Raw genomic sequence first — 23,217 nt, forward strand, 5'->3', positions numbered from 1 at the left:
CGGGATGGAGGTCTCGCCTCGATACCTCGGCGGTGACTCCTTCCTCGGCCGCCGGGATCCGCGCGTGCTGATCCTGGTGCCGGTGATGTTCGTCGTCACGGCCAGCCAGGTGCGCGATCTGCGCTGGATGGCGGCGCTCGCCGTGGTCGCCTTCGCGTACTACCTCAGCGCGCGGATCCCGTTCCGCGAGGTGCGCTCGAACTGGGCCGTCGTGGCCGTGTTCGTGCTGGTCTTCGCGGGGATCAACGGGCTCATCGTCGGCGCGACCGGCAGCGGCGAGCCGGAGGCCGGCGCGACGCTGTTCACGGTGCCGGTCGTCGGGCTGGCGATCACGGAGGGGGCGGTGTCGTACGCGGTCAACCTGCTGCTGCGCTTCCTCACGCTGGTCGCGGTCGGCTTCCCGCTCGCGTTCGCCATCCGCCCGGGAGACCTCGCGGTCGCGTTCGCGCGACTCGGGGTGCCGGCGCGCTTCGCCTACGGGATCGACCTCACCTTCAAGTTCCTGCCCAGCGCGGCCTCGAACCTGCAGGAGACGGCCGCGGCCCAGCGGCTGCGCGGCTACGAGCGGACGCAGACCCGCAATCCGATCCGGCGCCTGCGCGAGGTGGCGCCGCTGATGGTGCCGGTCACCATCACGTCGTTCGTGGACGCGGAGGACACGGTGGACGCCCTCGATCTCCGCGGCTTCGGGACGCGCAAGCGCACCTGGCTGCGGGAGATCCGCTACACGCCGGTCGACTGGACGGTGACGGGCGCGGCGGTGCTGCTGGCGGTCGCGGCGAGCACGGCGAGTCTCAGCGGACTGATGCCGTCGGCGTGGATCCCGTGAGCGGCGCGGTGTCGCTCGGGCGCGAGAGCGCCGGGAGCTCGATGTCGGTGCTCACCGTGCACAGCGCGCCGTGGGTGCTGCCGGTGGCGGGCGAGCCGGTGCGGGACGGGGCGGTCGCCGTGCGCGGCGAGCGGATCGTCGCGGTCGGGGCGCGGGACGAGGTGCTGGAGGGGCTCCGCGACGAGTCGCCGGCGGTGCGGGAGTGGCCGGGCGCGATCGTCCCGGGCCTCGTCAACGCGCACTCGCACCTGCAGTACACCTGCATGTCCGCGGTCGGCCAGGGCCGGTACGCCGGCTTCGAGGACTGGTCGCGCGCCTTCCAGGAGGTCTACGAGCAGCCGCACGACTGGGGCGCCTCGGCGGCCGCCGGACTGGAGATCGCGGTCTCGACCGGCACGACGGCGATCGCCGACATCGTCACCGACCTCGACGCGCTGCGCGTGCTCGAGGACGGCCGGGTGCACGGGATCGCCTACTGGGAGCTGATGAGCCTCCTCGAGGACGACTGGCGCGGCAGCGGGCGCGCGATCACCGCCGAGCTGGTGCGCACCTCCGGCGTGACGCGCATCGGACTCTCGCCGCACGCCCCGTACTCCCTGGACACCCCGGTGCTGAGCGACCTGACCGGGCTCTCGCAGGAGCTCGGCGTGCGCCGGCACCTGCACCTGGCCGAGTCGGCCTGGGAGGCGGAGTACACGATGCACGGCCGCGGCGACCTGGCGGAGCAGTGGCGCCGCTGGGGTTACGACGCCTTCCACCTGCTGCGCAACGGCGGCAGCGCGCTGCGGCCGGTGGCGTACGCGGAGACGATCGGTGCGCTCGGCGACGACGTGCACATCGCGCACGGGATCTACGTGGACGCGGACGATCGCGCGACGCTGCGGCGCACCGGGACCTCTGTGGCGCTGTGTCCGCGCTCGAACGCGGTGATCGGGCTCGACGAAGCACCGGTCGCCGACTACCTGCGCGAGGGGAACGCGATCGCGGTCGGGACGGACTCGCTGTCGTCGACGCCGTCGCTGGACCTGCTCGGGGATGTGGCCGAGCTGTGCCGGATCGCGCGGGCGCAGGGATACGTGGGGCGCGATCTGCACGCGCGGCTGCTGGCGGCGGCGACGCTCGGCGGCGCGGTGGCGATGGGGGCGGCGGGGTCCTTCGGCACGCTGGTGCCGGGGGCGCTCGCCGACCTCGCGGTGCTGGGGGTGTCCGGTTCTTCGTCCGACGACGTGCTCGCCGCGGTCGTCGAGGCCGGCGAGGGGACCGCCCTCGCCACGATCATCTCCGGGGAGGTCCGATGGCAGGCGCGGAGGTGAGCGGGTTCGTCGACCGGCTGAGCGTGGACGGGCGGGTGCTCGAGCGGGTGCGGCGTCCGGCGCTCGCCGAGACGATGGGGCTCGAGCCGCATCCCGAGGGCGGCTGGTACCGGCGGACGTGGGAGTCGCCGGAGCGGCTGACGCTCGTCGGCGCGGACGGCTCGGTGCGGGAGCGGCCGGCGGCGACGCTGATCGTGTTCCTGCTGCCGGCGGGCGAGGCGTCGGCCTGGCACCGGGTGTCCTCGGCGGAGACGTGGATCTGGAACGGGCCCGGCCGGGTGGCGCTGCAGTACGGCGGTCTCGGCGAGGAGCCGGAGGACGGCGAGACCGTGGTCCTCGGCTCGGCGTTCGAGGGGCTGCCGGTGCAGGCGCTGGTGCCGGCGGACGTGTGGCAGCGGACGCTGCCGTCGGCGGAGGACGCCGTGGTGAGCTGCCTGGTGTCGCCGGGTTTCGACTTCGCCGACTTCTCGATGCCGGAGTAGGGAGCGGGGCGGGTCTCGAGACGCCGCTGTTGCATGCGGATCGAGTAGGCCGCGAAGCGGGCGTATCGAGATCCACCAGCGTCGGAACGTCGAGTCTGCAGACCCGCCCTGCTGAGGACGGTGGGTCTCGATACGCCCCTGCGGGGCTACTCGACCAGCATGTCTGCGGGCGTCTCTTCCCAGTAGATCCACCACCGTCTGCACCTGAGTTCGCAGACCTGCTCTGCTGGTGACGGCGGGTCTCGATACGCCCCTGGCGGGGCTGCTCGACCAGCATGGAAGGCGCACGCCGGCGGCTGCTCGGCCGGCGTGCGCCGGGTCACTCGAAGAGCGAGAGGGTGAGCGTCGAGCTGTAGTCGCCGGCGTCGATGGTGGTCGGCGTCTTGAGGGTCAGGGCCGCGTTCGCGGTCCAGGAGCCCTTTTCCGCCACTCCGGCGGAGTCGTTGGTGATCGCGAGGAGCTCCTGGTCGACGAGGCCGACGCCGTCGGGGCCGCCGTCGATGGCGGTGTCGACGACATCGCCCTCGGCGACGAGGCCGGAGTCGCCGCCGTCGATCAGGTTCGGCGCCCAGCCGAGGTTCTCCGCGCCGATCGTGTCGCCGGTCGACGAGGTGAAGTCGCTGGCGGTGCCGAGGACGTACCAGCCGGCACCGGCCGGGATGTCCGCGGCGTCGCGGGTGTCGGTCACGGTGACCGTGGGCAGGGTGCCGGTGAACTGGCGGACGACGCTGGTGGAGCCGTTCTCGGTCAGGGCGGTGGAGTCGCTCGCGACCGTCATCGAGAGGGCGCCGCCACCGGTGAGCGGGGCGATCTGCACGTTGACGTCGACGTCGTCGGCGCCCTGCTGCTCGTCGGCGAACGCGGTGCCGGCGACGCCGAGCAGGAGCAGGCCACCGGCCAGTCCGGCGGCGCCGCGGGTGAGCAGGGATCGGGTGGTGGAGGTGTGGTTCTGCATGCGGGTGTTCTCCGTTCTCGAGGCGGCGTCGTCGCCGTCCTGTCTCGGGCTGAGCGGGAGGGGTCGAGCGGGGTGGGGCACCGTGCATCCGGCGCCCCACCCCGCTCGAGGTGCGACTAGCGGCAGGACGCCGCCGCGTACGCGGGCTTCTGCTGGTCGGTGAGCGTCGCTCCGTCGACGGCGCCGGTCGACTCGACCGTCACCGAGCCGGCGTCGAGGGACACCTGGCGCGTGGTGAAGGCGCCGGTCGCGTTCTTGCCCGGCGCGACCGCGGTGAAGGTCTTCGATCCGAACGCCGACGTCATCACGATGTCGATCGGCGAGGAGCCGGTGTTCTTCGCCGTCGTCGTCAGCACGACCTTCCCGGCGACGCAGCGCGTCGTCGACGTGGTCGCCACGGAGAGCGCGCCGGTGGAGGCGACGAGCGGGGTGACCGAGATCCTGTCGATGTTCGGCGCGTACTGCGAGACGAGCTGGACGCCGGGGAAGGTGTCCGACAGGTAGGTGACTCCGTCGAAGCCGGGCAGCTCCTTCGAGGTGATCTCGATGCTGTTCGCGCCCTTCTTCAGCGTGACGGGCACGCTGAGGTCCCAGAGCTGGTTCTGGTGGAAGGTGTGCGGGAACAGGACGCGCTGCGTGACTCCGTTGACCGTGATGTCCGCGTGGCGGGCGATCGGGTCGGGGTTGTAGTGCGTCGCGGGGGACTGCTCCTCGTTGGAGTAGCGCAGCGTCAGGGCGTACGAGCCGTCGGCCGCCGCCTGCACGTCGCCGAAGACGATCTTCGACGCTCCGTCACGACCGCCGCCGATCTGGCCGACGGCCTTTCCGCCGGAGGCCAGCGAGAGATCGCGGACGACGGCGGGACCGGTGATGGTCGCCGCCTCCGCCTCGTAGGAGACGGTCGGCTGGGGCGAGACGGCCTTCCCGATCACGACGCGGTCGACGAGAAGTGTGCCGCCGGTGCCGACGACCTCGATCTTGTTGACGCCGCCCGAGAGGAAGATCTGCCTCGTGCTGCTGGTGCTGACCGCTCCGATCCTCACGCCGTTGACCCGGAGGTCGCCGGTGCCGCCGGCGAGGGTGTCGACGGTGACCGCGGACGGCGCGTCCTTCGCGCTGTAGGCCCAGACGACGCTGCTCGCGCCGGTGGTGAGCTTCGCGGTGCCGGAGCCGGAGACGCCGGTGCGGGAGTAGTCGGCCGTCGCGCCCTCGCCGAGCGTGCTCAGCTCGGACTCGTAGATCGTCGAGGCGGCCGCGGCGCTGGGCAGCGACAGCTCGATCTTGTCGACGATTCCGTCGCCCTTCGTGCCCTTGGTCCCGGCGAGGTTCTTGGCCGAGAGGCTGATCGTGTGCGTTCCGGCGGTGAGCGTCACCTTGGTGTCCACGTGGTCCCAGACGACGAACTTGTACGCGAGAGGGAGGAAGATCTCCTGCTCGGCCGCGCCGTCGACGGTGAGGAACGTGTTGATCGGGCCCTGCTCCGCGTTGGCGGCGAAGGTGTTCTGCGAGTTGCCGAACACGCTGAGGTCGTACTCGCCGTCCTTCGGGACCGTGACCTGGAAGTCCACCTTCAGGTCGCCGCCCGTGCGGAAGCCGCCGATGTTGCGGCCGCCGGAGGTGTAGAAGCCGCCGACGTTGCTGGGCGAGCCCTCGGGTCCGTTGAGGAAGCGCTGACCCGTGAAGGGAGCGGCCTCGGCCTCGTACTTCTGGCGGAAGTCGACCGGCGACGAGGAGGGGGAGGTCGCGTGGGCGCCGGGGGTCAGGACGACCTCGTACGCCGAGTCGATGTCGAGCGCGGGGAGCGAGCCGCCGAAGTCGAGCACGACGCTGCCGTTCACGGGCGAGACGTCGAACTCCTTCACCGCCTGCGGCGCTCCGGAGTCGCCGACCTGGCCGGTCCAGCGGATCTCGCGGACCGAGACGTGCACCTTCGAGCCGAAGGTCGCGGCCGGGATGCGGTCGAAGCCGACGGTCTGCGGCCCGCCGGAGCCGCCGAAGATCGTCCTGGCCTGCTTCAGGCCGGTGTCGAGGGTGGCGACGCCCTGCAGGGTGTAGCTCTCGCCCGGCTTCGGCGGGGTCACGGCGACGGTCTCACCGCTCATCTGCGCGTAGGCGTTCAGCAGCCACCACTGGCCGTTGGCGCGGTTCGCCTGCACCGCGGAGTCGCTGAGGTTGCCGTCGATGTTCCAGTAGGCGATGTCGCCGTCGACCTTCTTGTCCTCGAGCGCGCTGATCCACTGGATCATCTGCCCGGGAACGGAGGTGTGGTAATTGAAGGCGTACTCGTTGAGGTTGACGGGCAGGTGCTTCCCGGCGTACTCGGTGCCGGCGAAGAGCTCGTCCTCCCACTCCCGGTAGCGGTCCACGTTCTTGCGGATCTCGCCGGGCGCGCTGAGCTCGTGCCAGGTCATCACCTCGGGCAGGGTGCCGGCCTCGAGGGTGTGGCTGATGAAGCCGCGGACCTGGTTGAAGAGGACGCTGGTGTTCGGGCCGGCGATGCGGGCGTCCGGCATCTTCCCCTTGATGAGGGCGTGCGCGCGGTCCCAGGCGGCGAAGAAGTCGGTCGGATCGTTCAGCCAGCTCGTCCCGTTGTAGCTCCACTGCCCGTCGCCGAACATGTTGCCCTCGGGCTCGTTGAACGGCACGAAGACGATGTTGTCCTGGTACTCCTCGGGCAGGGCGAGGACCTGGTCGACCTGGGTGCCGATCTTGCCCAGGTAGTCGTCGAGCTTGGCCTCGGGAGTGCTGCCGGGCCACTCGTAGGGGAAGCCGCGGTAGATGTCCGTCATGTAGATGTAGGTGTCGCCGTCGGAGGTGTCGGCGACGGCCCGCGCCACGTCGAGCGCGTCGGCGCCGGGGTGCTGCGGTCCGTCCTGCGCTCTCGTCGAGACGGTGCGCAGATCGATGCCCTCGAGCAGGTTGTCGGAGGGGAGGCCCTTGCCGTAGACGCCGTAGAGCGTGCCGGAGGCGCCGCCCATGAAGTCGCCGGTCGGTGCTCCGAGGTCGACGGTCAGCTCGCCGGCGGTGCGGACGGCGACGGTCGCGGTGACGGGGTCGCCGGTCTCCGTCACCGTGCCCTTCACGGTGAACGAGCCGCGCGCGGCGTAGGAGGAGGGGGCGACGGCGTCCCAGGTGACGGGGGCCGTCCGGTCGATCCCGTCGGAGTAGCGCCCGGGCACGCCGGGCAGCACCGGGGCGACGCCGAGGGCGGTGGTGACCTGGACGGTGCTCGAGACGAGGCCCGTCAGCGTCGGCGCCGTGCTGCCCGCGAGCCCGCGGATCTGGTCGGCGGTCAAGACGCGGTCGTAGACGCGGAAGTCGTCGATGGCGCCGTCGTAGTAGGGGTGCACGTTCCAGAGCGCGCGCCCGATGTTGCCGCTCTTCGAGGCCGACGGCGAGAACAGCTGCGCCGCCAGGTCGACGGAGGCGGGGGCCGTCGCGACCTGCAGGCCGTTGACGAAGAGGACGATCGAGGTGCCGTCCATCGTCGCGGTGACGTTGACCCACTGGTCCTTCTGCAGCGGGGTGGTGCTCGAGACGCCCGCCTCGCCGCCGCCCCGCAGCTGCTTGACGATCGCGCGGGCGCTGCCGTCGCCGTCGGTGAACGAGGGCGAGAAGGCGGAGGCGGCGTCCGGGCTGATGCCGAGGCACCAGAGCCACTGGAAGCCCGCGCTGCCGGACCATTTCGTCCACGCGGAGACCGTGGTCGCGCTCACGCCCTGGAAGAGGCCGTTCGGCACCGTGATGTACGGAGCGGTCGTCGAGTCCGCGGCTCCACCGGGCAGGTCGATCGCCGTGGTCCCGGGGGTCCGGCCCTCGACGTAGGCGGCTCCGGCGCTGTTCACGACGGTGCCGTTCAGCTTCTTCGAGCCCTGGTCGGTGACGGTCGCGCCGTTCACCTGGCCCTGCTCGAAGTCGTACTTCAGCAGCAGCGCCTCGGCGGGGATGGACGTGTCGGCCGCGACGGCGGCCGGGGCGCTCGGGAGAGCGACGGCGAGGGCGGCGAGGGTCGCGGCGCTCAGGGAGAGGGCGAGCGTGCGTGCTCCGCGCCTCCGGAGGGACATCGTTGTCACAGTGATCGCTTTCTGTGCGGCGGGCCGGCCGGCGAGGGCGGTGCGCCTCGCCGAGGTCGAGAGCGTCAGTGCTTCGAACCGGTTCGACGACAGTACGGTCCTCGCCCGTCGACGCACAAGGGCACGGTCCAGACCCGCCTCAGAGCGGGGCGGCGCTGCCGCGGTCGACGAGCCGGGCGTCGAGGAGCCGCACGGCGGGGTCCTCCGCGTGCTCCGGGTGCTCGATCCGCTCGACCAGGCGCTCCACGACGCGGGCGCCCAGCTCGGACGGTCCCGTCTCGACGTAGGTGTAGGGCAGGGAGAAGTCCCGGGCGAACTCACCCGAGTACAGGCTCACCACGGAGAGCTGCTCGGGGACCGCGACGCCGCGGCGGCCGAGGATCGAGGGGAGCATCGCGACGGCCCGGTCGCTGTGCACGACCAGGGCGGTGAGACCCGGGTTCTCGTCGAGGAACCGCGTGATCATCGGCTCCATCGCCTGCGCGGTCGCACCGGCGGGCTGCACGGCGAGGTCGAGGCCGAGGGCGGCGGCGGCCTGCACGGCGGCGTCCCGGAAGCGGACGCCGTAGGTGCCGCCGCGCTCGAAGACGTGGGCGGGCGGGGTGATCACGCCGATCCTGCGATGACCGAGGCCGGCGAGGTGCCCGACGAGGACCCGCGCGGCGTCGCCGAAGTCGAGGTCGACGACGTCGACGCCCGCGGCGTCCAGCGGTACCCCGATCGCAGCGCCCGGCTGCCTCGCCGCCCTCAGCGCCGGGAGACGGTCGTCCTCCGTCGAGACGCTCAGCAGGAGCAGCCCGTCGACCATCCCCGAGCTCGCCACTCGGGTCAGCGCGGCGGCGCCGTCGGGCTCGGTGACCATCAGGATGTCGTAGCCGAGCTCCCTCGCCCGCGTCGTGATCGGGAGGATGTACTCGAGCATCGCGGGGGCGAACTCGTCCGGGTCGAAGTGCACGAGCAGCCCGAGCGCCATGGTGCGGCGGGTGGCCAGCGCGCGGGCTCCGGCGTTGACCGTGAAGTCGAGCTCGCGGATGGCCCGCTCGATCCGCTGCTGCGTGTCGAGAGAGATGGAGCGCTTGCCGGACAGGGCGTACGACACGGTGCTGCGGGAGACGCCGGCCGCCTTCGCCACGTCGCCGATCGTGGCCATGTCCGCCTCCTCGCCCGCGCATCCCCGGGTGTTCTCGGAGTGGTCGCCCCACAGTAGCTCCGCGATCGGCCGCTCCTCGGAGCGCGACGCGCGGGTTTCCGCGCTCGATACGCTGAGGCCATGGTGACCATCCGGGACGTCGCGGCCGATGCGGGGGTCGCCCGCAGCACGGTGTCGTACGTGCTGTCCGGCAACAAGAAGCTGCCGGAGGCGACCCGGCTGCGCGTCCTCGAGAGCGTCGCGCGGCTCGGCTACCGGCCCGACCCGATGGCGCGGGCCCTCGCGCTGCGGCGGACGAACATCCTCGGCTTCTTCGCCTCCGTCGACCCCGAATCACGGCAGACCGACGTCGACGTCTTCATGCGCTTCGTGCGCGCTGCCATGTACGCGGCCAGAGCGCGCGGCTTCGACCTGCTGATGATGGGCACCGGCGAGGGCGAGCTCGCGCGCGACGTGCTCGCGGACGCGCTCGTGGTGATGGACATCCGCCGCGACGACCCGCGCCTGCCGATCCTCGCCGGGATCGGTCTGCCGACGGCGCTCGTGGGCTATCCCGGCGAGGGCAGCCCGTTCAGCGCGATCGACCTCGACTTCGACAGCGCCGCGCGGGTGGCGGTGGACCACCTCGCCGACCTCGGGCACGCCGAGATCGCGGTGCTCGGGATGGGCCCCGACGCCTACGAGAGCGGCTACGCCTTCGCGCTGCGGTTCCGCGAGGGCTTCCTCGATCAGTGCCGGATCCGCGGGGTCCGCGGGGCGGTCATCCCGAGCACCGAGCACGTCGACGACTGGTTCGAGCGGGCCCAGGAGCTGCTGCCCGGCCTCAGCGCGGTGGTGACGCACGGTCCCGGCGTGCTCGAGCCGTTCCTGCAGCGGCTGTCCGAGCTCGGGCTCGCTGTCCCGGGCGACTGCTCGATCATCACGATCGCGCCGGAGGCCGTGATGCGGCACGCCGACCGCCCGGTGACCGTCATCGACCTGCCCGGTGACGAGATGGTCTCGCGCGCGGTCGACCTGGTGCTCGACGAGCTGGCCGGCACGGCCGCGCCGGGGGTCACGGAGCTCCTGCCCGCCGTTCTCGTCGACCTCGGGACGACGGCTCCCTTCGCCGTCGGGGGCGGCCGCAGCGTCGTCGCCTCCTGGCGCCTCGCCCGCGGCTGACCCTGCTCCCGGTCCTCTCGACCTCCTTCTCGCGCCGTCGGAGAACCGGTTCTCCGAAATCTATTGAACCGGTTCTCCAACTCGATTAGGCTCGCCACGATCTCAGGACGGACGCCCCCGGCGGGCGCCGCCGGAGGGCTTCCCGGCGCGAGCGCATCGCTCGACCCGACCGTATTCAGAGAGGAATACCGTGAAGAACAGCATCCGACGGGCCGCAGGCGCGGCCTCCCTCGTCCTCCTCGCCGGAGTCGCCCTCAGCGCCTGCAGCGCCGGGGGAGGGTCCGATTCCTCGTCGAAGTCGCTGACCCTGTGGGACAGCTTCACCCAGTACGACGCAGCCTCGCCGTACGGGCAGCTGCTCGCCGGCTGCGAGGCCTCGACCGGGATCACCCTGGAGCGCACGTCCGACCCGGACCTGACCACCAAGCTGCTGCAGTCGGCGGCATCGAAGACCACGCCGAACCTGGTCGTCCTCGACAATCCCAACATCGCGAAGTTCGCCGACACCGGCCTCCTCGTCGACAACGAGACCTCGGGGCTCGACACCGCCGACGTCCTGCCCAACGTCCTCGCCGCCGGCCAGCTCGACGGCAAGACCTACGGCTCCTCGATCGGCTCGAACACCCTCGCGCTGTTCTACAACAAGGCGCTGTTCGAGGCCGCGGGCGTCACCCCGCCCACGACCTGGGCCGAGCTCACCTCCGCCGCCGCCGCGCTGACCTCGGGCGACGTGACCGGCATCGGCTTCTCGGCGGTCGGCACGGAGGAGGGCACCTTCCAGTTCCTGCCGTTCTTCTGGGGCTCCGGCGCCACCCTCGACGACATCTCCTCCGACGACGCGGTCTCTGCTCTCGCGCTCTGGACCGACCTCGTGAAGAGCGGGTCGGCCTCGCAGTCCAACGTCAACGCGAACCAGCAGGACGTCCGCGACCAGTTCCTCGCCGGCAAGCTCGGCATGATGGTCAACGGCACCTGGCAGCTCTCGGCCCTCGACGAGGCCGGCATCGACTACGGCGTCGTGCCGATCCCCGCGGCGGACGGCGGAGCGGCACCCAGCCCCCTCGGCGGCGAGTTCGTCGAGGTCGTCACCAGTGACGCGAGCAAGCAGGCGCTCGCAGCGGAGTTCGCCCAGTGCGTCATCGCGCCCGACAGCCTGAAGGCGTGGGCGGCCGGCCAGTCGTACATCATGCCGTACGCCGACGCGGCCGCCGAGCAGGCGACCGAGAACCCGGAGCTCCAGCCGTGGGTCGAGGCGATCTCGGTCGCGCAGGGCCGCACGAGCGACCTCGGCGTCGCCTACCCCGACACCTCCAAGGCGATCTGGACCGCGATCCAGGAGGCGCTGACCGGCTCGAAGACGCCGCAGGCCGCGCTCGACGACGCCGCCGCGAGCCTGAAGAAGTAGCGCATGACCGACCCTGCCGTGCTCACGGCGCCGGTCGCGGGCGAGGCGGCCACCCGGCCGCCCGCCCGCCGTCGGCCCCGCTCCCACCTGAGGCTCGCCGCCGCCGCCTTCATGGCTCCCGTGGTGATCTTCCTCGCCGTCTTCTTCGTCTACCCGATCGTCCGCGGCGTCGTCCTGAGCTTCCAGGACTTCGGCCCCTCGGCCTTCGTCACGGGCGACGCGCCCTTCGTCGGATTCGGCAACTACGTCACCGTGGTCACGGATCCGATCTTCGGCAGCATCGCCTGGCACACGGTGGTCTTCACCGTCGTCTCGCTCGTCGGCCAGTTCGCGATCGGCATGGCGCTGGCGCTGTTCTTCAGCCGCCGGTTCCCGCTCTCGGCCACCTTCCGCTCGCTGATCCTGCTGCCCTGGCTGCTGCCGCTGATCGTCTCGGCGACGGCCTGGCGCTGGATCTTCGACCAGCAGTTCGGCATCCTGAACGCCGCGATCGGCACGCAGGTGGGCTGGCTGACCGACCCGTCCGTCTCGCTCTGGGCGGTCATCATCGCCAACATCTGGCTGGGCATCCCGTTCAACATGGTGCTGCTGCACGGCGGACTGCAGGGCATCCCCGAGAGCCTCTACGAGGCGGCCGCGCTCGACGGCGCCACGCGCTGGCGCACCTTCTGGAGCATCACCTGGCCCCTGCTGCGCCCCGTCACCTCGGTCACGCTCCTGCTCGGCCTCGTCTACACGATCAAGGTCTTCGACGTGATCTGGATCCTCACCAAGGGCGGTCCGGCGAACAGCTCGCACACGCTCGCGACCTGGGCCTACGAGCAGTCCTTCACCGACCTGCAGTTCGGCGTCGGAGCCGCGGCCGGCCAGATCCTCGTGATCGTCGCCCTCGTCTTCGGCCTGATCTACATCCGCGCCCAGCGTAAGGAGGACCTCGGATGAACCAGATCACCACTCCGCTCCGCCGCGGCATCGACGTCGCCATCGCGATCGTGCTCTGCGGATTCCTGCTCTTCCCGCTCTACTGGATGGTCAACGTCTCGCTGACCAAGCCGCAGAACCTCATCCAGACGCCGCCGAGCCTGTTCCCCAGCGATCCCACTCTCGACGGCTACGTGCAGGCGTTCTCGACCCAGCTGCCGAACCTGGTCACGAGCCTCGTGATCTCGATCGGCTGCGTGATCCTCACCCTCGCGATCGCACTGCCCGCGGCGTTCGCCATGGCGAAGTTCCGGGTGCGCGGCACCGGTGCCGTGATGTTCGTCTTCCTGCTCGCGCAGATGATCCCGGGCATCGTGCTGGTCACGGCGCTCTTCGCGATCTACAACGCGCTCGGGCTGCTCAACACCTACCCGGGCCTGATCCTCGCCGACGCGACCGCCTCGGTCCCGTTCGCGGTGATCATCCTGCGCGCGTTCATGCTCGGCATTCCCGACGAGCTGATCGAGGCGGCCCGGATCGACGGGGCGAGCAACTGGCGCTCCTTCGTCTCGATCGTGATCCCGCTGAGCCGCAACTCGATCGTGACCGCCGGGCTGTTCTCCTTCCTGTTCGCGTGGGCCGACTTCCTCAATGCGAACTCGCTCACCTCGGGCAACGGCATCGTGCCGTTCACCCTCGGGCTCTACCGCTACATCGGATCCACCACCACCAACTGGAACGGGATCATGGCGACCGCTGTGATCGCCTCCATCCCCGCAGCCGTGCTGCTGATCGTCGCGCAGCGCTACGTCGCCGCCGGCGTCACGGCCGGCGCGGTCAAGGACTGAGCGCCGTGACGGCCTCGAGGAAGCAGGAGCAGATGGATACCGAGGCGTTCGAGCTCGACGACGTCCGCCTCGTCTGGCGGGGGGACGGCGAGACGATCGTCGTCGAGCCGTGGGGGAGGGACAGCGTGCGCGTCCGCGCGGTCCGTTCGGGCGAGGTGCTCGACACCGACTGGGCGCTCGTGAGCCCCGAGAGGATCGAGCCGGAGGTGACGATCGAGGGCGCGCGGGCGACGCTGCGATCCGGCGGCCTCACTGTCGTCCTCGAGCAGCAGGAGGGCTACGGCTACCAGACCGGCTATCACGAGCTCTCCTGCTCCCTCTCCTTCTACGACCGCCGCGGCGATCTGCTGTTCTCCGAGCTCGGGAGCGGGGGAGCGCTCAAGCTGCGCGCCCGGGAGCAGCGGCCGCACCTCGGCGGCGACTTCCGGCTGACCGCGCTCTTCGAGACGGCGCCCGACGAGAAGCTGTACGGGATGGGGCAGTACCAGCAGGACATCCTCGATCTGAAGGGCTGCACGCTCGAGCTCGCGCACCGCAACTCGCAGTCCAGCGTGCCCTTCGTGCTGTCGAGCCGCGGCTACGGCTTCCTCTGGCACAACCCCGCGGTCGGCCGCGCCACCTTCGCGGCCAACCGCACCGAGTGGTTCGCGGAGTCGTCGAAGCAGCTCGACTACTGGGTGACGGCGGGGGAGACCCCGGCCGACATCACCCGGGCCTACGCCGACGCGACCGGCCACGTGCCGATGATGCCCGAGCACGGACTGGGCTTCTGGCAGTGCAAGCTGCGCTACTGGAACCAGGAGCAGCTCCTCGAGGTCGCCCGCGAGCACAAGCGGCGCGGTCTGCCGATGGACGTCATCGTCGCCGACTTCTTCCACTGGCCGCACATGGGCGACTTCCGCTTCGAGGAGGAGTTCTGGCCCGACCCGTCCGCGATGGTCGCCGAGCTCCGCGAGCTGGGCATCGAGCTGATGGTGTCCGTCTGGCCGCAGGTCTCGGTCGAGTCCGAGAACTACGTCGCGATGAAGAAGGGCAACCTGCTGGTCAAGGCCGAGCGGGGGCTCGACCTGCACATGCAGTTCGAGGGCCCGAGCGCCTTCTACGACGCGACGAACCCGGCCGCCCGCCGCTTCGTCTGGGAGGCGTGCCGCCGCAACTACGCCGAGCACGGCATCCGGCTGTTCTGGCTCGACGAGGCCGAGCCCGAGTACGGCGTCTACGACTTCGACAACTACCGCTACGCGGCGGGCCCCACCGTGCAGGTCGGCAACCTCTACCCGCAGGCGTTCTCCCGCGGCTTCTTCGAGGGACAGCGCGAGAGCGGCGAGACCGAGATCGTCAATCTCGTGCGCACCGCCTGGGCGGGCAGCCAGCGCTACGGTGCGCTGGTGTGGTCGGGCGACATCCACTCGACCTTCGCGGATCTCCGGCACCAGATCACCGCGGGTATCCACATGGGCGTCGCGGGCATTCCGTGGTTCACGACCGACATCGGCGGCTTCGCCGGCGGCGATCCGACGGATCCGGCGTTCCGCGAGCTGCTGGTGCGCTGGTTCCAGTTCGGCGCCTTCAGCCCCGTGATGCGGCTGCACGGCGACCGCGCGCCGTCCGCGCCGGTGCACGCCGCCGACGGTTCGCGGCGTGCGGCGACCGGCGCCGCGAACGAGATCTGGAGCTTCGGCGACGAGGTCACCCCGATCCTCACCGCGCTCCTGGAGCTCCGCGAGCGGCTGCGACCGTACACCCGCGAGGTGATGCGCGAGGCGCACGAGCTCGGGCAGCCGGTCATGCGCGCGCTGTTCCACGAGTTCCCCGGCGATCCCGCCGCCTGGGACATCGGCGACCAGTACCTCTTCGGATCGGATCTCCTCGTCGCCCCGGTCACGGCGGCCGGCGCGGTCTCCCGCAGGGTGTACCTCCCGGCCGGTTCCCGCTGGACCGAGATCAGCACCGGCGCCGAGCACGAGGGTGGGCAGTGGATCGTCGCCGAGGCGCCGCTCGCGGTCGTCCCGGTCTTCGCGCGCGACGGTCGGCAGGCCGGGCTCCTCCGGGGGGAGTGACGCGGGGCTGCTCGACACGCATGGTTCAGCGTTGCTGCGGCTGGATCACTCGAGACGTCGGGGGGCACGGATTCCGTCAACACCGACGTGAACCCGTCATCGCTGTGCTTCCGCCGCCCGCGATTTCTCTGGTGCGGCGGGAGGGCCTCACCCTGGTGTGCAGGTACGCCGTCGCCGACCGTGGCAGCGGTCGTACCTCGACACCACGGGAGACGCACTGATGGCGCACGACGACGATCGCCCGACGACCTCCGACGGTCGAAGCGCAGTGGAACGGCGGACGCTCGTCGCCGGAGGGGTCTGGACGGTGCCCGTCGTCGCCCTGGCGGTGGCGGCTCCGGCCGCATCGGCGTCTCCTGCCCCCTGCCCGTCGGTCACCGATCCCGCCCAGTGGCGGCGCACCGACAACGGCTACGCCTACCAGGGGGCGTCCGGCATCGAGGAGAAGGACGGCTACGTCTACTTCCTCCAGCAGGCGGACGATGCAGCGTCCTATGAGGGGCTCAACCTGGAGGTCTGGTTCCGGGCCGCGCTGCCCGTCGTCGCGGGGACGACCTACACCTTCCTCTATCGGGCCGGCGGCGAGTACGGGCAGACCCGCGACCCGAGGACTCACGGTCCGCAGTACGCACGGCTCGAGATCGACGGTGCGGCCGTGTCGCCCGACTACAGCACCGACACGACCCAGTACGGCACCGTGCAGCTGACCACGGACTTCTCCTTCGTCGACTACTCCTCGCTCTGGGTGGCGAAGACCACGGGAATCGTCCAGCTCACCTGGCACTTCGTCGTCCCGGGGCGGAAAGGTCGGAGGACCGACGCGAACGACGACATCCGCATCACGCTGCCGCTCATCGCCTGCTCCCGGTAGGGGCGCCGAGTAGCCCGTGGGGCGGGCGTATCGAGCGGAGGGGGCGCCTCCGGCGCCAGCGCAGGGCGGGAGGAGACCGACGTTCATGCGGTGGTGGGTCTCGATACGCCCCTGCGGGGCTACTCGACCAGCATGTCTGCGGGCGTCTCTTCCAAGTAGATCCACCGTGGCCTGGAGGGTGGGTCTCGATACGCCGCCTTCCGCGGCTACTCGGCCGGCATGAAGCGCGCGGCCTGCGGCTGGTCGGCCGGCATGAGGTGCGCGGGCTGCGGCTGGTCGTCCGGCAGGGGTGCGCGGACCGGGCGGGTATCGTGAGCCGCATCATGCCCGCTGACTCCGCCCTCGAGGCCGCCGGCTCCGGGACCCGTCTGCAGCGCCGGGTCGCCGAAGGGCTCGGGCGGGAGATCGCGTCGGGGGTCCGGCCGGCGGACTCGCAGATCGTGCCCGAGGAGATCGGCCGCCGGTACGACGTGTCGCGCACGGTGGTGCGCGAGGCCTTCCGGGCTCTCGAGGCGCGGGGGATGATCCGGGCCAGGCCGCGCGCGGGGACGCAGGTCCAGCCGGAGAGCTCGTGGAACCTCCTCGATCCCGACGTGATCCAGTGGCGGGCGGCTGGGCCGGCGAGCGAGACGCAGCTGCAGGAGCTCCTCCTGCTGCGCGAGGCGGTCGAGCCGGCCGCGGCCCGGCTCTTCGCGGCGAGCGGCCGGACCGCCCGGCAGCAGGAGCTGTCGGCCGCGGCGGCGGAGCTGGCCCTCGCGGCCGAGGCGCGATCGCTGCCCCGATTCACGAGCGCCGATCAGAGCTTCCACCGGATCCTGGTCGAGGGGTCGGGCAACGCGGTGCTCGCGCAGCTGCTCGGCACCATCGCCGCGGCGCTGGACAGCAGGTACGGGAGCGGCGTTCCGACCTTCACCGCCGCGACCGATCGTGCGGTCGACCAGCATCGGCGGCTCGCGGCGGCGATCGCCGACGGGGACGCCGATCTCGCGGAGAGCGCGGCGCGCACGCTCGTCCGCGACACCGCCGAGGAGATCCGGACGACGTCGACCGGCCGAGGGACGGCCTGAGCCGAGGCGGGCAGGGGTGTCCTCAGGCGCCGACCGCATCACTCCGCGGGTGCGAGGCCCTCGTACGCGCGACTGGGGATCTGCGTGGCGAGCTTGCCGCCGCTGACGTCGACGAGCGTGCCGGTGATGTAGCTCGCGGCGTCGCTGGAGAGGAAGCAGAGCAGGTCGGCGATGTCGTCGGGCGTGCCCCAGCGGCGCAGGGTCAGCGTGTCGAGGAGCCGTGCCTTCGCGGCCTCCGGCATGTCCGCGAAGCCGTTCATCGCGGTGGGGATCATCCCCGGCGCGTAGGCGTTGACGGTGATGCCCCACGGCCCGAGCTCGCCGGCGAGGACCCGGGTGAACTGCACGACCGCCGCCTTCGAGGCTCCGTAGGCGGCGGCGCCGATGCTCGGGACGATCGCCGCGAACGAGGCGGCGTTGATGATGCGACCGCCGCCGCGCGCCTTCATCACCGGGACGACGGCCTGCGAGACGAGGAAGGTGCCGCGGACGTTCACGTCGAACGCGGCGTCCCAGCGCGACGGATCGAGGGTCTCGACGGTGCCCTCGACGTTGATGCCGGCGTTGTTGACCAGGACGTCGACGTGGCCGAACCGCTCGACCACCGCGTCGATCGCCGCCCGCACGGACGCCGGATCCGTGACGTCGCAGACCAGCTGCTGCGCGTCGCCCGAGGGGGAGGGGAAGGCCAGATCGAGGGCGGCGACCCGCGCGCCCTCCGCCAGGAAGCGGTCGACGATCGCGCGGCCGATGCCGCGCCCGCCTCCGGTGACCACGACGACCAGACCGGTGAGATCGATGAGCACGGCAGCCTCCTATTAGTATGATTAATCGATCGTCACCGTAGCATCGAAGGGACGCCCCATGGACACCGAAGTCGCTCGCAGAGTCGCCTGGATCACGGGAGCCGGCTCCGGGATCGGGGCCGCGTCGGCCGAGCGCCTGGCGGCGTCGGGCTGGACGGTGGCGCTCAGCGGCAGGTCCCGCGAGCGCCTCGACGCCGTCGCCGAGCGGATCGGCAGTGCCGGCGGGGACGCCCTCGTCGTCCCCCTCGACGTGAGCGACCGGGAGGCGGTACCCGCTGCCCGGGACGCGGTGCTGGCGGCGACCGGCCGCATCGACGCGCTGGTCCTCGCGGCCGGGCTCAACTCCCCGCGGCGGACCTGGGGGGACCAGCGGCTGAGCGAGCTCGAGGAGATCGTGCGCACCAACCTGCTGGGGCCGGTGGGCGTCATCGACGCGGCGCTGCCCGAGCTGAGGGCGCACGCCGGAGCGGTGGTGCTCGTCTCCTCCTACTCGGCCTGGGCGTTCGCCCCGATCGCGGGGGTCGGCTACAGCGCGAGCAAGAAGGCGCTGGCCGAGATCGCCCGCACTCTGAACGCGCAGGAGGCCGCCTCCGAGATCCGCGCCTGCCACCTCTGCCCCGGCGACGTCGCGACGGACTTCCTCCGCCACCGGCCGCAGGTGCCCGACGACGTCGCGCGCGCGGCGATGCTCTCGCCGGACGACGTGGCCCGCGCGGTCGAGTTCGTCCTCGACTCGCCCGCCCACGTCCGCATCGACGAGCTGGTGATCTCGCCGGTGTCGCAGCGCTGACGGCGTCCGGGCCTTCGTCGGCGGTCGCGCTCGTGCCGGGCTGTGTCCGCACGTCCGCGGACGGCCGACCCTGCTACTTCGGAGTCGGCTGCGTCTTCGGCTGGGAGGGAGACGCAGCCGACTTCCCGACGGAAGCACTGCTGCGGGTGACGTATCGGCCAGTGGTCGGGCTGATGCGCGCGCCGCTGACCCGGAAGCCGCCGTTGCCGAGGCTCTGGAACGAGTTGCTGCTGCTGTTCGTCATCGCTGTCTCCCTGTCCTCTGTCGATCGTAGTTGCGTGAGGAAGCTCGCACGAGGGAGTCGCTCAGCCGTTCGCTCCACGCGTTCGCGATGTCCAGCACCTGCTCGAACCACATCGCCTTCGACATGGAGAACGCCTCTGCGGTGCCGGGGAGGCCGACGCTCAGCACCGCGGTTGCGATATCCGGCAGACCCGCGAACGACACCCTGATCGGAAGGGCGAGCACCGTGCCCCAGCGATTCGTTCCGGCCGGGTCGAGGTTCTGGAACACGATGCTCTCCGCACCGAGGGTCCGGCCGGCGACCCAGGCGCTGTCGTGTCCGCTCGGCACGAGGCGGATGTCGCACGCTGCACGGTAGGTCCGGTCCTGGGACGCGTACCGCCCGACGCTGCCTGCTCCGTCCGCGAGCCACAGGCTGGCGCCGACGTGCTCGACGTCGAAGGCGTCGCGAAGCATCCGCGCGTCGTCGTCGAGCGCATCGGAGTACTCCGGCTGGCGAACGTGGAAGTCGGCGGCGTGGAGACTCCACAGCTCGGTCGCCCGCTGCTGTGGCGAGCGGTACCGAGGACGATGCAGGTGACGCAGCTCGCGGATGATCTGCGCAGCATCGGTGAAGTCCTCGAGAAGGATCGGTTGCATTCCGGCAGCTCTCCACTGCCCGGCGAGGGCGCTCTTGATCTCGTCGAATCGCTCTCTCGAGACGCCGAAGGCCTGGCGTGCGAGAAGCACCAGCGCCGCGTTGCCGACCGGCGAGTCGGCGAGAGCGACGTGAAGCCACCGCCGGACGTCCGGATCGCGGTAGGACGTTCCAGCGATGACGATGGCGCCTTCCTGCGCCGCCCTGCTCAGCAAGCGCTGCTGCCAGCAGTCGTGGTCGCCGAGCAGCTCGTTGTAGTCGGAGAGGGTCAGGACGACGCCCCTGCTCCGAGAAGGAGAGGCGATCCCGTGCAGGTGGTGCACGACGTACGCGGTCGAGGACACCTCGTCGTCGACGCGGCCTTCCGCCGTCCCTTCGATGTCGATGGCGTCCTCGAGGAGGACATCGAAGTTCAACGTCGCCACCGTGGTCTCGCCGGTTCTCCCGGCGAGGGCGTGGCCGGCGGCCGCGAGATGCAGCGATGAGGGCGACAGATCCTGCAGCCCTTGGTAGAGCGCAGCCCTGACGCGGTGGTCCCACCGGTCCAGCGTGTTCTTGGCAGCTTCAGCGACGAGGAGCGGGTCCTGCCGCTGCACGAGCTCCAGCGCGGCGGTCTCCGAGGAGACGGCCCCGCTCTTCAGGAGAAGCCGAACGGCGAGCTCGTCCCACCCGGGCAGCCCCGATGACGTCGATGCACCGGCACCGAGCAGCAGGGTGACATGTCGATCGATGCCGGAGTCTCGGAACGGAGCCAGGACATCCGCGTTCAGGTCGGGGGCGCTCACCAGCGCATGATGCCATGTGGGTCGGCTGCGCCCTTCGGCCAGGCGCGACATGTTCCGATCGGTCGGAGTGGGCGGGTCTCGATACGCCCGCGGGGCGGGCTGCTCGACCAGCATGGTGGGGGCGGGCCGCTCGACCCGCATGGTGTGCGGGGGTGTCCCTGCATGCTGGTCGAGTAGCCGCGGGACGCGGCGTATCGAGACCCCGCCCGCCGGGCTCCCCCGCCGGACCCGCACGCGATCAGCCGGAGGACTCGCGGGGCACCAGGCGCACGGGCATCGAGCGGACGCCGGGCGTCGCGCGGCCGTGGATGGCGTGGGAGAGCTCCTCGGCGGCGGCGCGGCCGAGGGCCTCGAGCTGCATGTCGATGCTGGTGAGCGGCGGGCGGGCGGCCTCGACGAGGAGGTCCCAGTTGTCGAAGCCGACGACGGCGACGTCGCGCGGCACGGGGTGGCCGCTCTCGCGCAGGTGGTCGAGGGCGCCGCGGGCGATCTGGTCGCTCGCGCAGATGACGGCGTCGAGGTCCGGGTGCGCGGCGAGCAGCGACTCGGCGCACTGGCGGCCCCAGCTCTCCGACCACTGGCCGTAGAGCACGTCGCCGCCGACCAGCGGGAGCCCCGCCTCCGTCAGCGCGCGCTGGACGCCGCGGGCGCGGTCGTGCGCGGCGGTGTAGCTGGGCTCGCCGTTGATCAGCGCGATGCGGGTGCGCCCGCGCTCGATCAGGTGGCGGGCGGCGAGCACGCCTGCGAGCGTGTTGTCGGGGGTGAACGAGGAGTCGCGCTCGTCCTCGGAGGGCGCATAGGCGTAGACGACCGGGACGGGGATCGTCGCCGTGATCGACGGGCGCGGGTTGGTCGTCCGGCCGAGCACGACGATGCCGTCGACGCGCTTGGCCAGCAGGTTCTTGATGTGGTGCTGCTCGCGGATCGAGTCGCCGCGGGCGTCGCAGAGGAACACCGAGGTGGAGCCGGCGCCGAACGCGTCCTCGGCGCCCAGCAGCACGGGCAGCACGAAGCGGTTGTCGAGGTCGTTGGTGAGCATCCCGATCGTGCCGGTGCGGCGCGAGTTGAGGGCCTGCGCGAACGGGTTCGGCGTGAAGGAGAGCGCGGCGGCGGCGTCGAGCACCTTCTGGCGGGTCTCGGCGCGGACCTGGTCGCGGCCGTTCAGCGCCTTCGACGCGGTGGCGATGGAGACGCCGGCCTCGCGGGCGACGTCGGTCAGCGTGATGGTGCCCGTGGGCTTGCGCGGCGCGATGACGTCCTCCTTCCGCGGGACGCCGGTGCGCCCTGGACGATCCTCGCACAGGATCCCGCGAACCGAAAACACCGAAAATGCGACAACTCTTGACTCGACCTTCCCGCCGTGTCTACTTTGAACCCGCAGAAAGTAGTTTCGGTCCGGCGGTCGCCGAGACCGACCACCACCACCCGTCAACGACGAAGGGAACATCCGCGATGAAGAGGAAGCACACTCGGGGCCTCGCCGCCGCCGTCCTGCTCGGGACCGCAGCCGCAGCACTGACCGGCTGCGCGGGAGGCTCGGGAGGCGACTCCTCCGCCGCCGGCGGCACCTACACGTTCTGGGACCCCTACCCCCAGTTCGACGAGTCGTCCGACTGGGCGAAGCTCATCGACTCCTGCGGCACCGAGGCCGGCGTCACCGTCGAGCGCACCGGCTACGACACCACCGACCTGACCAACAAGGCACTCCTCGCCGGGCAGCAGGGCAGCTCGCCCGACATCCTGCTCGTCGACAACCCGGTCGTCTCCACGCTCGCCGAGTCGGGCATCCTGACCACCACCGCCGAGAACGGCCTCGAGACCGGCGACATCGACGCCAACATCCTGGCCGCGGGCGAGGTCGGCGGCGACACCTTCGGCGTCCCGATCGGCGCGAACACGCTGGCGCTCTACTACAACAAGACCGTGCTGGCCACGGCCGGCGTCGACGTCTCCTCGATCACCGACTGGGCGAGCCTCACCGCCGCGCTCGAGAAGGTCACCGCCTCGGGCGGCAAGGGCATCACGTTCTCGGGCATCGGCACCGAGGAGGGCACCTTCCAGTTCCTGCCGTGGTTCTGGGGATCCGGCGCCGAGCTGACCGAGCTCGACTCGGACGCCGCCGTGGACGCGGTCTCGCTCTGGACCGACTGGCTGGAGAAGGGCTACGCGCCCAACTCCGTGATCGGCAACACGCAGACCACCAGCTGGCAGGAGTTCGAGACCGGCGAGTACGCCTTCGGCGAGAACGGCACCTGGCAGCTCGCGAACGCCAAGGCCTCCGGCATCGACTACGGCATCCTCACCATCCCGGCGAAGGACGGCGGCTCGGCCCCCGCTCCGACCGGCGGCGAGTTCCTCACCCTGCCCGTGCAGAAGGACGAGGCGCGCTACGAGACGTCGACCGCGATCGCCGAGTGCCTCACCTCGACGGACAACCTGGTGACGACCGATAACACGCTGTCGTACATCGCGCCGACGGCCGCGGCGCAGGAGGCGCAGGTCGCCGGGAACGCCGACCTCGAGCCCTGGGTCGAGGCCGTCCAGGCCGCGAAGGGCCGCACCTCGGACGACCTCGGGACGAAGTACCCGAAGATCTCCGAGCAGCTCTGGTCCGCGGTGCAGACCGCGCTGAGCGGCTCGCAGTCGCCGGCCGACGCGCTGAAGGCGGCGCAGTCGGCGGCCGAGTCCGCGACGCAGTGATGAGTGTCGTGGAGCCCCTTGCTGATCGCGTAGGCCGCGCAGCGGGCGGCTCGAGATCTGCCGGCGTCGGAGGGGCGGTCGGCAGGCCCGAGGTTCGTGCGGTGGTGGGTCTCGATACGCC

19 protein-coding genes are annotated in these 23,217 nt (G+C 71.3%); 12 read left to right on the top strand and 7 right to left on the bottom strand.

Annotated elements, in window-relative coordinates; all coding sequences use genetic code 11:
* Positions 1–4: 4 nt before the first annotated feature.
* Genes EDF22_RS17705 through EDF22_RS17715 form a run of 3 tightly spaced genes read left to right on the top strand, consistent with a single transcriptional unit; the run spans position 5 to position 2,624 of the window.
* On the top strand, positions 5–829 hold the full coding sequence (locus EDF22_RS17705; RefSeq protein ID WP_123706136.1) for an energy-coupling factor transporter transmembrane protein EcfT: 825 nt from the start codon (positions 5–7) through the stop codon (positions 827–829).
* Positions 817–2,142 carry an amidohydrolase family protein gene (locus EDF22_RS17710; protein ID WP_260303538.1) on the top strand — a complete coding sequence of 442 codons (1,326 nt, stop codon included), beginning with the start codon at positions 817–819 and terminating at the stop codon, positions 2,140–2,142. The genes EDF22_RS17705 and EDF22_RS17710 overlap by 13 nt, the downstream gene beginning before the upstream one ends.
* Positions 2,139–2,624 carry a cupin domain-containing protein gene (locus tag EDF22_RS17715; RefSeq protein WP_260303539.1) on the top strand — a complete coding sequence of 162 codons (486 nt, stop codon included), beginning with the start codon at positions 2,139–2,141 and terminating at the stop codon, positions 2,622–2,624. The genes EDF22_RS17710 and EDF22_RS17715 overlap by 4 nt, the downstream gene beginning before the upstream one ends.
* Before the next feature lie 319 nt (positions 2,625–2,943).
* Here the strand turns inward: EDF22_RS17715 and EDF22_RS17720 are convergent, their stop codons facing one another.
* From EDF22_RS17720 to EDF22_RS17730, 3 genes are all read right to left on the bottom strand, one after another.
* A complete protein-coding gene (locus tag EDF22_RS17720; protein ID WP_123706138.1) occupies positions 2,944–3,579 on the bottom strand; it encodes a hypothetical protein in 636 nt (211 codons plus the stop codon).
* A gap of 116 nt (positions 3,580–3,695) precedes the next feature.
* Entirely contained in the window at positions 3,696–7,643 is a 3,948-nt protein-coding gene (locus EDF22_RS21370) for a LamG-like jellyroll fold domain-containing protein (protein ID WP_123706139.1), read from the bottom strand.
* 148 nt (positions 7,644–7,791) lie between these two features.
* The gene (locus EDF22_RS17730; protein ID WP_123706140.1) at positions 7,792–8,802 is read right to left on the bottom strand and encodes a LacI family DNA-binding transcriptional regulator; all 1,011 of its coding nucleotides are present in this window, start codon (positions 8,800–8,802) and stop codon (positions 7,792–7,794) included.
* 120 nt (positions 8,803–8,922) lie between these two features.
* Between EDF22_RS17730 and EDF22_RS17735 the strand changes: the two genes are divergently transcribed.
* The 7 genes from EDF22_RS17735 (at position 8,923) to EDF22_RS17765 (ending at position 17,135) form a co-directional block, all read left to right on the top strand.
* The gene (locus tag EDF22_RS17735; protein ID WP_123706141.1) at positions 8,923–9,963 is read left to right on the top strand and encodes a LacI family DNA-binding transcriptional regulator; all 1,041 of its coding nucleotides are present in this window, start codon (positions 8,923–8,925) and stop codon (positions 9,961–9,963) included.
* A 190-nt stretch (positions 9,964–10,153) separates the two neighbouring features.
* Positions 10,154–11,368, top strand: a complete 1,215-nt coding sequence (locus tag EDF22_RS17740) for an extracellular solute-binding protein (protein WP_123706142.1) — start codon at positions 10,154–10,156, stop codon at positions 11,366–11,368.
* Positions 11,369–11,371: 3 nt separating this feature from the next.
* Positions 11,372–12,310: a carbohydrate ABC transporter permease gene (locus EDF22_RS17745; protein WP_123706143.1), complete on the top strand. Its 939-nt coding sequence runs from the start codon at positions 11,372–11,374 to the stop codon at positions 12,308–12,310.
* Positions 12,307–13,137 (top strand): carbohydrate ABC transporter permease, encoded by an 831-nt coding sequence (locus EDF22_RS17750; RefSeq protein WP_123706144.1) that lies wholly within the window; start codon positions 12,307–12,309, stop codon positions 13,135–13,137. The genes EDF22_RS17745 and EDF22_RS17750 overlap by 4 nt, the downstream gene beginning before the upstream one ends.
* Positions 13,138–13,169: 32 nt before the next feature.
* Complete coding sequence (locus tag EDF22_RS17755) at positions 13,170–15,197, top strand: TIM-barrel domain-containing protein (RefSeq protein ID WP_123706145.1); 2,028 nt, start codon at positions 13,170–13,172, stop codon at positions 15,195–15,197.
* 268 nt (positions 15,198–15,465) lie between these two features.
* Entirely contained in the window at positions 15,466–16,068 is a 603-nt protein-coding gene (locus EDF22_RS17760) for a hypothetical protein (RefSeq protein ID WP_148059229.1), read from the top strand.
* Between the two features lie 323 nt (positions 16,069–16,391).
* Positions 16,392–17,135, top strand: coding sequence for a FadR/GntR family transcriptional regulator (locus tag EDF22_RS17765; protein ID WP_148059230.1), 744 nt, complete (start codon positions 16,392–16,394; stop codon positions 17,133–17,135).
* A 38-nt stretch (positions 17,136–17,173) separates the two neighbouring features.
* On the opposite strand, the gene EDF22_RS17770 is transcribed toward EDF22_RS17765, so the two are convergent.
* Entirely contained in the window at positions 17,174–17,941 is a 768-nt protein-coding gene (locus EDF22_RS17770) for an SDR family NAD(P)-dependent oxidoreductase (protein WP_123706148.1), read from the bottom strand.
* 58 nt (positions 17,942–17,999) lie between these two features.
* Between EDF22_RS17770 and EDF22_RS17775 the strand changes: the two genes are divergently transcribed.
* Entirely contained in the window at positions 18,000–18,731 is a 732-nt protein-coding gene (locus EDF22_RS17775) for an SDR family oxidoreductase (RefSeq protein WP_123706149.1), read from the top strand.
* Between the two features lie 73 nt (positions 18,732–18,804).
* Here the strand turns inward: EDF22_RS17775 and EDF22_RS20985 are convergent, their stop codons facing one another.
* The 3 genes from EDF22_RS20985 to EDF22_RS17785 form a co-directional block, all read right to left on the bottom strand.
* Entirely contained in the window at positions 18,805–18,975 is a 171-nt protein-coding gene (locus tag EDF22_RS20985; protein WP_185039085.1) for a hypothetical protein, read from the bottom strand.
* Complete coding sequence (locus EDF22_RS17780) at positions 18,972–20,396, bottom strand: SIR2 family protein (RefSeq protein ID WP_185039088.1); 1,425 nt, start codon at positions 20,394–20,396, stop codon at positions 18,972–18,974. The genes EDF22_RS20985 and EDF22_RS17780 overlap by 4 nt, the downstream gene beginning before the upstream one ends.
* A gap of 238 nt (positions 20,397–20,634) precedes the next feature.
* Positions 20,635–21,720, bottom strand: coding sequence for a LacI family DNA-binding transcriptional regulator (locus EDF22_RS17785; RefSeq protein ID WP_311316361.1), 1,086 nt, complete (start codon positions 21,718–21,720; stop codon positions 20,635–20,637).
* A 128-nt stretch (positions 21,721–21,848) separates the two neighbouring features.
* On the opposite strand from EDF22_RS17785, the gene EDF22_RS17790 reads away from it, so the two are divergent.
* Positions 21,849–23,096 (top strand): extracellular solute-binding protein, encoded by a 1,248-nt coding sequence (locus EDF22_RS17790; protein WP_123706152.1) that lies wholly within the window; start codon positions 21,849–21,851, stop codon positions 23,094–23,096.
* Positions 23,097–23,217: the final 121 nt, after the last annotated feature.

It is taken from the genome of Rathayibacter sp. PhB127 (assembly GCF_003751665.1).
GTDB classification, from domain to species: domain Bacteria; phylum Actinomycetota; class Actinomycetes; order Actinomycetales; family Microbacteriaceae; genus Rathayibacter; species Rathayibacter festucae.